Raw genomic sequence first — 13222 nt, 5'->3', positions numbered from 1 at the left:
AAAAGTTTATTTATATATTAATTAACTGATACTGCTCCAACAGGGCAAACATCCACACATACTCCACATTTTATACAATCTTCATGCTGGACTGTATAAGTTTTATTCTCATCCCTAGCGATAGCCTTTACGCTACAATTTCTAAAACATAGTCCACATTTTATACATTTTTCTTGAATCACTTCATAAGTTAAAAGAGCTTTACACTGCTTTGCAGGACAGGTTTTATCTACTATATGTTTCTCATATTCATTTCTAAAATATTTAATAGTACTTAATACTGGATTCGGAGCAGTTTGTCCTAAACCACATAAAGAACCTTCTTTTATTCCATTTCCTAAATCCTCAAGTAGCTCAATATCCCCTGGTTGTCCCTTTCCATCTGTAATACGGTCTAGTATTTCAAGCATTCTTTTTGTCCCTAGACGGCAGTGAATACATTTTCCACAGGACTCTTTACAGGTAAAATCCAGGAAGAACTTAGCCATATCAACCATACATGTAGTATCATCCATTACTACCATACCGCCTGACCCCATTATAGCGCCGGTTTTCGTAATAGCCTCATAATCAACTAAAGTATCCAGTAATTCTTTAGGCACGCACCCACCAGATGGTCCACCTAATTGTACTGCTTTACACTCTTTATCATCCCTAATTCCACCGCCAATATCATAAATAACTTCCCTAATAGAAGTTCCCATTGGCACTTCAACTAAACCACCATCTTTTATCTTCCCAGTAAGAGCAAATACTTTCGTGCCCTGACTATTTGCCATTCCTATGTCAGCAAATGCCTTTCCGCCTTCGTTAATGATCCAAGGTATATTAGCGAGTGTTTCTACGTTATTAATGTTAGTAGGTTTTTGCCATAGACCTTTTTCTGCTGGAAAAGGTGGTTTAATACGTGGCATACCCCTTTCCCCTTCTACTGAAGCAATTAGAGCTGTTTCCTCTCCACATACAAATGCCCCAGCTCCAGCCTTAATCTTTAGATCAAATTTAAAGCTGCTATTAAAAATATTTACACCAAGTAAATTTAACTCTCTCGCCTGATCAATAGCTTTCTGAAGTCTTACAATAGCTAAAGGGTACTCTGCCCTTACGTATATAACTCCTTCTTGTGCCCCAATGGCATAACCAGCAATCATCATTCCCTCTATAACAGCGTGGGGGTCACCTTCTAGTATACTTCTATCCATAAATGCACCTGGGTCCCCCTCATCCGCGTTACATATTATATATTTTTGATCCTCTTTATTTTTCATAGCAACGTTCCATTTAAACCATGTTGGGAAACCTGCCCCACCTCTACCCCTAATATTAGAAGTTTTAATTTCCTCAATTACTTGTATAGGTGTTAATTCCTTTACGCATTTTTTTATAGCCTCATATCCCTTATTTTCTATATATTCATTAATATTTTCTGGATTAATTACACCACAATTCTTTAATGCAATCCTATTTTGCTTATATAATTTATCCCCTTGTTTAGCATCTATAAGATGCTTCTCACAGGGCTGTCCTTGAAAAATTCCATCTAAAATTTCTTCAATAGCACTTGTAGTAACTTTTGTATAGGTATGTTTTTTTCCATCCTCATGTATAAACTCTACAATAGGCTCTAAATAGCACATACCATTACATCCTACAGGCTCGATTTTATTGTCAACGCCTCGTGCCTTCAGTTGATTTTTAATTTCATCGTAAACCTTTTGTGCCCCAGCTGCAATACCACAGCTACCTAGTCCAACAACTATCTTCATTCTTTACACCACCTGTCTACTTTCTTCACTTTTTACTACCTCAGTCTTTAATTCCTTAGCTTTTATTTCATTTATAATTTCAACAAGTCTCTCTGTAGTTAAGTTTCCAAATGTTTCATCATTAATCATCATTACAGGTGATAAACTACAACATCCAAGACATGCAACGTTATTTAAAGTAAATATACCATCTTCTGTTGTTTCCCCATCTTTTATCTTAAGTTCTTCATATATTCCTGCCTCTATTTTCTTTGAACCATTTACATGGCAGGCAGTTCCCTGACAAAGAAGGATAAGATACTTACCAATCGGATTTAAACGAAATTGCTTGTAGAATGTTGCTACACCATATATTTTAGCAGGATTGATATTTGTCTTTTCTGCCACTTTGGCTAATACATCCTTAGGTAAATAATTATAAAGTTCTTGAATTTCCTGTAGTATACTTATGGTGCTACCAGGTTTATTGGCAAATTTTTTAACTATTCTGTCAATTTTGTCGTCATTTTCTCTGCAACAAGACATTTTAATGCCCCCCTCTATAAAATTAATACTTAGCCGCTACATTAAAGTAAACCCTAAAGCCTTCATTTTATTTTATATTTCTTTATTTTAAAAAACAAGTAGAATATTATATATTTCTAATAATTAGCACTCAATTTGTTACCAATATTACCTTAAGCAATTTACTATTAGTTTTTTTATTATTGCTTAAAGATAAAACCAAGAAAGATAACTCTTTCTTGGTTATTTTATACATACTATTTTATCGTCTTACACGCGATAATGGATCTACGGTTTTTCCGTTAACCCTAACTTCAAAATGCAGATGTGGCCCTGTTGACATTCCAGTACTACCTATGGCAGCAATCTTTTGCCCTCTAGTTACTTGTTGTCCTACAGAAACATTTAATCTGGAGTTATGGGCATATAGAGTCATAATTCCACCCCCATGGTCTATAATTACTGTTCTTCCATATCCACCCTGGTCTCCGGCTAATACTACTCTACCTTGGGCCGCAGCTACCACAGTAACTCCTGATGGAGCAGGTACGTCTATACCTGAGTGGAATCTGCTTACACGTAAAATCGGATGAATTCTGTTACCATATGGAGAAGATATTCTTGAGTAGCCAGGAACAGGCCATTGCATTTGTCCCCCAACATAAGCACCACTAGACTGAAGCTTTCTTAATTGATCCTCTAGTAGTTTCGCTTCTCTCTCTAAAGCATCAAGTTGTCTAGTAATTTCTGCTCTATCATTTTGTAGTGCTTTTCTTAACCGTTCTTGTTCACCACGGCTAACCTGAAGGCTTTTTCTTTTTTCTTCTACACTACTTTTTAAAATTACCAACTTACTTCTATGGTTTTCAAGCTGAGTCTTTTTATCCTCTATTGCATCTCTCTGTTCTTTTAACTGCTTTAATAAATCAACATCATGTTGTACAATTCTTTTTACCATATCTAGGTTTGTAAGTAATTCTGTGAAGTCCTTTGAGCTTAAAACTACTTCTGCATAACCTATATTACCATTTCTGTACATAACATTTATTCTATCACCTAACAAATCGTTTTTATTGTCAATATGAGACTCTGCTGCAATGAGTTTTTCAAGAGTCTGTTGAACATTTCTCTCCGTTGTCTTAATATCAATTTGTATTTTTGATATTTCGTCTTCTGTCCTTAAAATTTGATTCTCTATAGCTTGTAGCTGTTGGGCAACACTTTGTTCTTTCTTTTTATTTTGATTTAAAGCGTTATTTAAATTTTTCTGTTGAGAACCAATATCTCTTAATTGATTATTAATTCTGTTTGCATCAGAATTTCCAAAAACAGAGAATGTAGACATTGCCATAAATAGAACTAATAAAATTAATATTGATTTTTTCTTCATTTGCGCCCCCCCAAGTACACTTTTAAACCTTTAGATGTTTTCTTAAAGAAATAATACTGCCCAATGCACCTACACCACAGCCTATCACTGTAAACATAACTATAACTCTTGGTAACATATCCGTTGGTAAAATCATATAGCTACTTAAAATAACATAAACCCTCGTAGTAATTAGCTCAAAGGCTGACTGATAAGTAAAATTAATTATAACTGTAGAAACTAAGGCACCTATAAATCCTAATATTATTCCTTCAATTATAAATGGCCAACGTATAAACCAGTTTGTTGCACCTACATACTTCATAATATTTACTTCTTGCCTTCTAGCATTCAGCGTTAATTTAATTGTATTTGAAATAATAAACATTGCAATTACAATCAAAATAGAAATTAAAGCCCATCCAAATCTTCTAATATACTGAGCTATCCTTAGAAGGTTATCAATAATATCCTTGTAATACTTAACTTCATCTATTCCAGAAAGCTTTGATAGTTCACTAACCACCATATCTGCATTTTCAATTTTTTCTAAATGAATTACATATGAGTTAGGAAGTGGGTTGCTTTCTAAGGATTCTAAAAGATACCCCTGCTCACCCCATCCATTTTTAAAGGTTTGTAAAGCCTGCTCCTTAGAAACGAATTCAATATTCGCAATACCTTCAATCTTTCCTATTTCGACTCCAATACTTGTAATCTGTTCTACAGGTATCTCATCTTCCAGATATACTTGAATAGTATCAAATTGATTCTGTAGCATAAAGGCTACTCCGTTAATATTAAGTACAAGTGTAATAATAACCCCTAAAATCATTAATGAAGCTGCCACAGTAGTAACTGAGGCTAGGCTCATGCCACGGTTACGCCAAATACCAATAATACCCTGCTTAAACATATACCTAAAGGTTTTAATTTTCATAATCATATGCCCCTCTCTGTTCGTCTCTTACGATTCGTCCTTTTTCTAGGGCTACAACTCTCTGTTGCATTACATCTACAATATCCTTAGCATGGGTTGCCATTATAATGGTTGTTCCTCTACGGCTGATGCTTTTAAGAACTTTCATTATTTCCCAAGCAGTCTCAGGATCCAAATTACCAGTAGGCTCATCTGCTATTAAGATTGATGGATTATTTACTATTGCTCTTGCTATTGATACCCTTTGTCTTTCTCCACCGGAAAGCTCGTGGGGATACTGCGAAGCCCTTTCACTTAATCCAACCATACTCAATATCATTGGAACCTGTCGTCTTATTTCTTTTGAAGAAGCCTCTATAACTTCCATAGCAAAGGCTACATTTTCAAATACTGTTTTATTTGGTAACAGTCTAAAGTCCTGAAAAATGACACTTATACTTCTTCTAAAGAATGGTATTTTACGTCTTGAGATTTCACTTATATCCTGTCCCCCAACATATATTTTTCCATTTGTGGGATCCTGTTCTTTTAATAATAGCTTTATAAATGTAGATTTTCCAGCGCCACTGGCACCCACTAAGAATATAAATTCACCTTTTTCAATTTTTAAGTTTACATTAGTTAAGGCTTGTACACCCTTATCATAAATTTTCGTTACATTTTGAAACTCTATCAATTTAATCAACTCCTGCCCTTTAACATTTCGACACTAAACCAAGATTTCCTGCAAAAAAGTTTATAAAATATTAGTATTTTGTGCCTATTTGTATAGACATTTCTTGAAAACTCTTCTTTATTTATTATAGCAATACATTATGACTAATTCTAATTGGAATGATTTCCATAATTCTGTTAAAATGTTTTTGTAATAATTTTTAGATGGAGGGATACTTTGAAAAAGGAGATTAGAAATAAAATTATTAATAATAGAAGTAATCTAACAGAAATTGAAATCATCGAAAAGAGTAATATTATATTTCGCAAATTAAAGGAAATAGACATTTATAAAAATGCTAGTAATGTTATGCTCTATATTTCATTTAACAATGAAGTTTTGACTAAACCAATTATTGAAGATTTATTCCAGGCTAACAAACGGGTGTTTATACCTGTTACTATTTCTGAAACAAAGGAATTAATCGTATCTGAATTACTAAGCATAGAAGGGGATTTAGAAATTGGTAACTTTGGGGTTCTAGAACCTAAAAAGAACTGTTTAAGACCTTTTTCACCACATGAACTGGATTTAATTATTGTTCCTGGCGTAGCCTTCGACCCTAGAGGCTATCGCATAGGCTATGGTGCAGGATATTATGATAGGTTCCTGCCTCAAGTTCCAAACAATGTACCTAAGGCTTCAATAGCCTTTGATTTACAAATTATTGATTTTGTTCCCTCCGAAACTTACGATATGCCAGTTGAATATATAATAACTGAGAATCGAACTATTAAATGTAATTTAGATAATTAGGAGGGGATGGGTCTAATGAAAACTAGATTAACTAAGTTATTAAATATAGACTTACCTATATTACAAGGGGCTATGGCTTGGATTTCAGAAAGTCAATTAGTAAGTGCTGTTTCAAATGCAGGTGGGGCAGGAGTCATTGCTACCGGTGGCAGAGATGCATCGTGGCTAGATGATGAAATTAGAAAAACTAGAGAATTAACCAATAAGCCTTTTGGGGTAAATATCGTGGTATTAGATAGCACTAATGAGGAAATGGTAGATCTTGTTTGCAGAGAAAAAATCAGTTTCGTTACATTTGGTGCCGGTAATCCTGTTCCCCATATTAAAAAGTTGAAGGAATACGGAATTAAAGTTTTGCCTGTAGTACCTAATCTTAAACTCGCAAAACGAGTTGAGGAGGCCGGAGCTGATGCTGTAATACTAGAGGGTATGGAAGCCGGTGGTCATATTGGTCATATTGCGACTATGGCTCATATGACTAATGTTATTCCAAACATAAGTATCCCCGTCATAATTGCAGGAGGCATTGCGGATGGAAGAGGAATTGCTGCGGCCCTTTTAATGGGTGCTGAAGGAGTACAAATCGGCTCTAGATTTTTACTTGCAGAAGAATGTCAAATACATAATAATTATAAAAATAGAATTATAGAGGCTCAAGATACAGACAGTGTTATAACAGGATATTCTACTGGTCATGGAGTTAGGGGTTTAAAAAATACTTTCTCTGATGAGTATATAAAAAATGAATTTTCTGGGGCCTCAGCCGATGAGCTTCATAAAATTGCCATGGGTACTTATAAAAAAGCTGTCGTTGAAGGCGATATTGAAAATGGTTTTGTTATTGTTGGCCAAAGTGTAGTTCCTCTCAATAGGATACAGTCCTCAAAGGATATAGTCGATGAATTAATCCAAGAAACTAAAGATACCTTAAAAAATGCCGTGAAATTTTTATAAATATTAATCCCCCTTCTACAATGAATTAATAATCAGAAGGGGGATTTCTTAGTTCTTAATCAATTTCTTTTTCTTCTTCTTTCTTATTTGTTTTTACAAGATTTTTTAATCTTTTTTGAATTAAATAATTTAATGTACCTTTTGGATATTGACCTCTTTTATTCTTTTCTCCAGCTGGCATTTTTGTTAATATCTCAATGCCTTCATCTACATGCCCTACAGCATAAATATGGAACTCACCCTTACGTACGGCGTCTATAACCTCTTCCTTAAGCATTAAATTACTTACATTCTGTTTAGGTATAATAACTCCCTGCTTACCATTAAATCCCTTTATTTTGCAAATATCAAAGAAGCCCTCTATTTTTTCGTTTACTCCACCAATCGGTTGGATTTCCCCCTTTTGGTTAATTGAACCAGTAACAGCTATGCCTTGATCTATAGGGACCTGAGCTATACTGGATAGTATTGCATAAAGTTCAGTACTTGAAGCACTATCACCGTCAATTAAAGAATAATTTTGCTCAAAGCTAATACTTACAGTTAAAGACAATGCCTCTTCCTGGGCATATTTTTGACCTAAATAGCCACTTAAAATTAATACTCCCTTATCATGAATGCTACCACTTTTCTCTACTTCTCGCTCAATACTTATTATACCCGCCTTACCCTTGTAGGTAGATACAGTGATTCTGTTTGGTTTACCAAATTGATGTTGACCAGTTCCCATAACCGCTAAACCATTTATTTGACCAATTTTTTGGCCTTCCACATCAATAAGTAGAGTTTCCTCTTCATACATTTCGTTTAATTTTTCTTCATATTTACTATTTCTATATACTTTTTGCTTTATTGCCTTCTGTACATATTTCTCTGTTATTATTTTAGCATTTTCTAGTTTTGCCCAAGCATCTGCTTCATAAAGAATTTCTACAATTTGATTAAATTGTGAACTTAATTTATTTTTATGACCTGCTAATCTTGAACTGAATTCTATGACCTTACAGATAGCACTTTTATCGAATTCTAATAAATTAACTTCCTTACAATGGGTAGCTATAAATTGAGCCATCTTCAATATATTCTCATCATTTCTGTCCATTTCTACATCGAAATCCGCCATTATTTTAAATAACTTTCTATAATCCTCATCTAAATTATATAGCATCTGATAAATATAGGCATCCCCGACTAGTATAACTTTAAGTTTAATAGGAATAGACTGAGGCTTTAATGTTGAGGTTACAACGTAACCTCCCTTACTATTTATGTTTTCAATATTTGACATCCCTGTTATTAATACACGCTTTAAAGTTTCCCATGAATATGGCTGGGATAAAATATCCTTTATCTGTATAACTAAAAATCCTCCATTTGCCATATGGATAGATCCTGGCTTTATTTGAGTAAAATCAGTTCTAAGAACACCCATTTCATTTCTATATTCTATTGATCCAAATAAATTATAGTACGTAGGGTTTGTTTCATAAATAATTGGAGCATGCTTTAGCTCATCATTGTTTACAAATAAATTCACTTTATATCTACTAAAAAATTCTTCCTCTTTTTTTATTTGTAGCATTAACTTTTCAGCATCAGTTTTTTCATTGTCATATTTAAAGTAATTAATATGATTAATTATATCTTCCGTAAGTTCTTGTAAATATTTAACAATCGATTCATTATCTTTATACTTATTCACTAAATGTTCTATTTTTATATTAACAACATCTCTACCTATGTTCTCATCTAAGGCTTGAATAGTAGCCTTTGACTCTTCTTCTATATTTCTTAACTGAGTTAGGAAATCTATTGTAATGATATTTAATTTTTCAGAATTACTTTTCAATTCTTCTATTTCTTCATGGGTTAAGCTATTATAATCCTCTTGAGTCATAATTTTGTTATCTTTTAAAGGTAAAGTTACTAGACCTTGTTCGGTTTCCTTAAAGACAAATCTATAACTCATTGCAATTTCATTAAGTTTTCTCTTCAACTCCATTATTTGAGACTGATAGTGCTTAAATATATTCGCTTTATTTGTTTCATACTCTGTACCTTCAAATTTATCTGGTATCTCTTCCCCAAGTTGTTCAATTGCTAATTCTAAATCGTTCTTAAAGGAAGCCCCTTGACCTGTTCGCATTCTTATTGCATAGGGTTTATCCGGTTGTTTGAAATTACATACATAAATGTAATCACTTGGTATTTCAACTTGTTCTGCTCTACTTTGGGTAATTGATTTTGCATAACTACTCCTACCTGTACCAGTTAATCCAGAAATGTATATATTATATCCTTTTTTATCAATACTCAAACCAAACTGTAATGCATCTACAGCCCTATCTTGACCTATAATTCCATTTAGAGGTTCTAAGTCTGCTGTTGTTTTAAAATCAAAAGAACTAACTGGACAAGAACTTGTTAACTGGTTTTCTTCTAGTCTAAACTTATTCATATAATCCCGCCTTTTTAATTTTTTCCCTTATATCAATTCTATTTCAAAAATAAAAAAAATGCCATTAATTATTGGCATTTTTCTACTTTTTTTTAATTCCCAGCAGCCATAAGTAAATTTTTTTGATGCTCAGGGTCTCCCTTTCCATCAACGTGTCTTGTGCTATTTAGGAAGTAAAGGTCAAAATGACCATTGAAATTATTATTTGTAATATATTGTATATCATGAGGGAGAGAACTAGCCGATGCTGCTAATCTTCTACCGTCAACTTCTATAATGACTGGTCTTCTTGCCCAACTAAAGTTTCCACCCCAAACTTCCTTCATTATTGCTGCGTCCTTAGCTGTTAGGGGTTCACAGTCCGCATGGTTAGCCCCTATAGTCCTTTTTGCAAACCACTCTTTACCTGTGTTAAAATCAATAATTTTGAATGTTTTATTAATCGGAACAACATATTGTGCTTCAGTCCACCAGTCCAGTAATTCTCCAAACTGGGCACCTTTTGTAGGTTTTACTGGTATATTATATACAGGTATATTTATTTTATCCCCAATGTATACTATATGATTTTCTTTAAACCCGTTCACTTGTAATAATTCAGAAAAAGGTATCCCATATCGAATAGAAATTTTCCATAAATCATCCCCACTTACAACCGTATGTGTAATAAAAGTCTTTTGTGGTGTAGAGGTATTTGGTGGCGGCATAGTAGGATTATGTTGTATAGGTGGATTTTGGACCTGTGATTGTTGAGTTTGTGAAGGTATTTTCAAAACCTGACCTGGATAAACAAAATCTTTTTGTGTTAAACCATTAAAAGACAATAGGTCATTCATTGATATTTTATAAGCATTACTAATAGTCCAGGGTGTATCTCCACTTTTTACAGTATAATTTATATTTGATTGGGTATTTGAATTATTGTTTTGATTACTACTAATCTTCTGAGGAATAATTACCCTATCCCCTGGATAAATATGTTGTCCATCTTTTAAGTTATTAAATGACATAAATTGTTGTAGTGTTATATCAAAGCTATTACTAATAGTCCATGGTGTATCCCCTGTTTTTACTGTATAAGTAACAACCTTTGATGGAACATTTACAACATCTCCTACTAGTAAACTGCTATTAGATACAAACTTTGGATTAATTTTGTATAGTTCATCTAGTGAAGTTTCATATTGTTGAGATATTTTCCACAAGGTGTCACCGGCCACTACCTTGTGTTGTGTAAAATTTGCAAATGAATTACTTATTGTAAAGGAAAATATACTTGAAGCAATAGTGGTACCGATAATTACTTTCTTTATCCTTGAGTTCATTTCTGTCTCCTCCTTATAGTTATCAACTAAGTTTCTATTAGCCTTATATAAATAATACGGAGACAACACTCGTTTTCCTTTAAGTAAATTATGGGTATTTTAAAATTAACAAAACACATAAAGAAAGAGCAGGTTCCCATCCCGCTCATTTGAACTATTCGCCATATTTAACTTCTAAATCGATTTTTTTTGGTAAATCTTTCAGGTTTGTTTTCGCTACCACAAATGGATAACTCAGTACCTGCGCTACTAATGCATCAGGGTCAGGGTCTTTAAATAATACCTGAACTACAAGTTTCTCATCTTCATTGTCTTTAAGAACTTGAATATTTTTTATATCTACTGCGTAGCCTGCTGTTAATTTTTCCCCTCTTGTTACAATAACATATACTTCATCCTCGATTTTTGCTGCTAAGGCTCTTTCTAACATTCTATAACGTGGCAGTATTTCTTGAATTTTCTGAGGTACTTCACTTTTATCTAAGACTATATAGCCCACTTTGCTTTCACCACCTGAAATATACTTTGGTACACATTTTATTAGCAAAGAAACCGTTAGAATAAGTATTATGAATGTGACAAATAGTTTCCAATTTATCTTAGGTAAGGTCGGCAATCTTTTTGTATGATTAAATCTCTTTTTCATTTACCATTCCCTCCTTATACAGCATGCTTTGTACCTGTATAATTATATTTATTCACCGTAGAAGGAAAATATTCAAATTAACGGCTTCAAAATTGTTGAAGGAATAGTTTGTTTTATAACAGTTTATTCATATAAGTTAAATACGTGACTAACTTTCGTACGAGGCTATTCTACTTCCAACTGAATAATAGCGGCCATACCTCCTCTTTTACCATGATGACCCCTATGTGAAAAAAGATAGTCTTTATTACAATTAGTACAAATGTCTGTTACAACTATGTTATTTTCTTTTATACCAGATCGAATCAGTATATCTTTGTTTATAGACCATAGGTCTAACATATATTTGAGATTACCTTTTTTAAAAACATTATTACCACTTGCTTTTATTCTTTTAAACTGTTGTGCAACCTCTTCTCCTACTTCATAGCAACAATCACCAATAGATGGTCCTATACCTACCAGTATATCTTCTTTATTGCTTCCATATTGGTTAACTAACCTATCTACCATTTTTCGTCCTATTTCCTTAACAGTACCTTTCCAACCTGCATGAGCTAACCCAACAACTCTTTTAACCGGGTCTAAGAAAAATAAAGGAACACAGTCTGCATATAATGTGACTAGCGCCACTTCTGGTTCATTTGTAATTAAACCATCAACACCTTCATAATCTCGACTCTGAGTTATCCCTTTTCCCCTATCGCTTTTATTAACGCATTTAATTTCAGATTCATGTATTTGATTGGACAGTACCAGATTTTCAAAGTTTATATTTAAAGCCTTAGCTATGATTTTATAATTTTCGATAACATTATGGTGCTCATCTCCGACAGAAAAATTCAGGTTCAATGACTCATAAATACCATCACTTACTCCACCTTTTTTACTAGTGAAACCATGTTTCACAAAGTTATACTTATCAAAATGAGGAAATGTAAAGTATACTACTTCCCCTTTTTGTACAATAGTTAATTTTTCACTCTTTAACTTCATATTTTCTCCTTTTTAATAATCGTATATTATATTAAATGTAACTAAATCTATGAAAATAGTCTTAACATCCAGGATAAAAAACTCCACCTTTTCGTTATATAAACATACTTTTTCTTTTTAACAATGGCTTTATAAACCTGACTAGCTGCTTTTTCAGGTGGAATACCTAAAAACAGGCCATCTTTTTTTACAACTTCATCATTATTAACCAAACCAGGTCTTATATCTGTTACAAATATTTTTGCACCAATACTATTTACTTTTTGCCTAATACCTTCCAGATAATTAGCAACAAAAACTTTTGAAGCATTAAATGCTGGTGCAGTGCCATTTCTTCGTTCATTTATGACAGAAGATACACCAACAATATGTCCAAATCCTTGCTTTATAAAATATTTCAAGGCTTCATCGGCTATAACCATAAACCCACAAACATTTACTTCAACTGCTTTTTTATCACACTCCCAGCTATCGGGAATCGGACTTGTATATCCAACACCTGAACCTATAACAATTAAGTCTAATCCTCCTAGCTCGTCAATAAGCTCGTGTAGCTTTTCTCTGGCATCTGAATTATGTGTAACATCAATAGCCCTAACATAGGAATACCCAGGTAGCTCTTTTTGTAATTCTACAAGTTTTTCTATATTTCTAGCAGCTAAACCTACGCTACAGTTATTTTTAGATAAAATTTTAGCTAATTCTCTACCAATACCAGAACTAGCTCCAATAATAATCGCCTTCATATTAAGAATCCCCTTTTAGTTTTATTTTATTAAATATTATTTATATT

The 13222-nt window shown here is 33.2% G+C and carries 12 protein-coding genes; 2 read left to right on the top strand and 10 right to left on the bottom strand.

From position 1 onward, the window contains the following. Positions 1-17: 17 nt before the first annotated feature. The 5 genes from HZR23_RS07970 to ftsE all read right to left on the bottom strand — a co-directional run bounded on the left by HZR23_RS07970 (position 18) and on the right by ftsE (position 5255). A complete protein-coding gene (locus tag HZR23_RS07970; protein WP_132847488.1) occupies positions 18-1766 on the bottom strand; it encodes an NADH-quinone oxidoreductase subunit NuoF in 1749 nt (582 codons plus the stop codon). A 3-nt stretch (positions 1767-1769) separates the two neighbouring features. Further along, the gene (nuoE, locus tag HZR23_RS07965; RefSeq protein WP_132847489.1) at positions 1770-2291 is read right to left on the bottom strand and encodes an NADH-quinone oxidoreductase subunit NuoE; all 522 of its coding nucleotides are present in this window, start codon (positions 2289-2291) and stop codon (positions 1770-1772) included. Between the two features lie 241 nt (positions 2292-2532). Then, positions 2533-3660, bottom strand: a complete 1128-nt coding sequence (locus HZR23_RS07960; protein WP_132847490.1) for a murein hydrolase activator EnvC family protein — start codon at positions 3658-3660, stop codon at positions 2533-2535. A 22-nt stretch (positions 3661-3682) separates the two neighbouring features. Then, positions 3683-4579, bottom strand: a complete 897-nt coding sequence (gene ftsX / locus HZR23_RS07955; RefSeq protein WP_132847491.1) for a permease-like cell division protein FtsX — start codon at positions 4577-4579, stop codon at positions 3683-3685. Then, complete coding sequence (gene ftsE / locus HZR23_RS07950) at positions 4569-5255, bottom strand: cell division ATP-binding protein FtsE (protein ID WP_132847492.1); 687 nt, start codon at positions 5253-5255, stop codon at positions 4569-4571. The genes ftsX and ftsE overlap by 11 nt, the downstream gene beginning before the upstream one ends. A 216-nt stretch (positions 5256-5471) precedes the next feature. On the opposite strand from ftsE, the gene HZR23_RS07945 reads away from it, so the two are divergent. Beyond that, the gene (locus tag HZR23_RS07945) at positions 5472-6050 is read left to right on the top strand and encodes a 5-formyltetrahydrofolate cyclo-ligase (RefSeq protein WP_132847493.1); all 579 of its coding nucleotides are present in this window, start codon (positions 5472-5474) and stop codon (positions 6048-6050) included. Positions 6051-6065: 15 nt separating this feature from the next. Then, positions 6066-7004, top strand: a complete 939-nt coding sequence (locus HZR23_RS07940; protein WP_132847494.1) for a nitronate monooxygenase — start codon at positions 6066-6068, stop codon at positions 7002-7004. 55 nt (positions 7005-7059) lie between these two features. Here HZR23_RS07940 and HZR23_RS07935 read toward each other — a convergent pair whose 3' ends face one another. The 5 genes from HZR23_RS07935 to HZR23_RS07915 all read right to left on the bottom strand — a co-directional run bounded on the left by HZR23_RS07935 (position 7060) and on the right by HZR23_RS07915 (position 13175). Beyond that, complete coding sequence (locus tag HZR23_RS07935; RefSeq protein ID WP_132847495.1) at positions 7060-9462, bottom strand: Lon protease family protein; 2403 nt, start codon at positions 9460-9462, stop codon at positions 7060-7062. A gap of 92 nt (positions 9463-9554) precedes the next feature. After that, positions 9555-10787: a LysM peptidoglycan-binding domain-containing protein gene (locus tag HZR23_RS07930; protein ID WP_132847496.1), complete on the bottom strand. Its 1233-nt coding sequence runs from the start codon at positions 10785-10787 to the stop codon at positions 9555-9557. Positions 10788-10941: 154 nt separating this feature from the next. Then, positions 10942-11433: a protease complex subunit PrcB family protein gene (locus HZR23_RS07925; protein WP_132847497.1), complete on the bottom strand. Its 492-nt coding sequence runs from the start codon at positions 11431-11433 to the stop codon at positions 10942-10944. 165 nt (positions 11434-11598) lie between these two features. Beyond that, on the bottom strand, positions 11599-12429 hold the full coding sequence (gene pgeF / locus HZR23_RS07920) for a peptidoglycan editing factor PgeF (protein ID WP_132847498.1): 831 nt from the start codon (positions 12427-12429) through the stop codon (positions 11599-11601). Between the two features lie 47 nt (positions 12430-12476). Beyond that, the gene (locus tag HZR23_RS07915) at positions 12477-13175 is read right to left on the bottom strand and encodes an SDR family NAD(P)-dependent oxidoreductase (RefSeq protein ID WP_132847499.1); all 699 of its coding nucleotides are present in this window, start codon (positions 13173-13175) and stop codon (positions 12477-12479) included. Between the last annotated feature and the right edge of the window lie 47 nt (positions 13176-13222).

The sequence above is a fragment of the Serpentinicella alkaliphila genome, assembly GCF_018141405.1.
GTDB classification, from domain to species: domain Bacteria; phylum Bacillota; class Clostridia; order Peptostreptococcales; family Natronincolaceae; genus Serpentinicella; species Serpentinicella alkaliphila.
Note: the sequence above shows the minus strand (reverse complement) of the source record. Positions and strands in the feature narration are given on the sequence as shown.

Coding starts and splice junctions, on each gene's coding strand:
- HZR23_RS07970 (WP_132847488.1), bottom strand. CDS start 1,766: ATGAAGATAGTTGTTGGACTAGGTAGCTGTGGTATTGCAGCTGGGGCA.
- nuoE (WP_132847489.1), bottom strand. CDS start 2,291: ATGTCTTGTTGCAGAGAAAATGACGACAAAATTGACAGAATAGTTAAA.
- HZR23_RS07960 (WP_132847490.1), bottom strand. CDS start 3,660: ATGAAGAAAAAATCAATATTAATTTTATTAGTTCTATTTATGGCAATG.
- ftsX (WP_132847491.1), bottom strand. CDS start 4,579: ATGAAAATTAAAACCTTTAGGTATATGTTTAAGCAGGGTATTATTGGT.
- HZR23_RS07940 (WP_132847494.1), top strand. CDS start 6,066: ATGAAAACTAGATTAACTAAGTTATTAAATATAGACTTACCTATATTA.
- HZR23_RS07935 (WP_132847495.1), bottom strand. CDS start 9,462: ATGAATAAGTTTAGACTAGAAGAAAACCAGTTAACAAGTTCTTGTCCA.
- HZR23_RS07930 (WP_132847496.1), bottom strand. CDS start 10,787: ATGAACTCAAGGATAAAGAAAGTAATTATCGGTACCACTATTGCTTCA.
- HZR23_RS07925 (WP_132847497.1), bottom strand. CDS start 11,433: ATGAAAAAGAGATTTAATCATACAAAAAGATTGCCGACCTTACCTAAG.
- pgeF (WP_132847498.1), bottom strand. CDS start 12,429: ATGAAGTTAAAGAGTGAAAAATTAACTATTGTACAAAAAGGGGAAGTA.
- HZR23_RS07915 (WP_132847499.1), bottom strand. CDS start 13,175: ATGAAGGCGATTATTATTGGAGCTAGTTCTGGTATTGGTAGAGAATTA.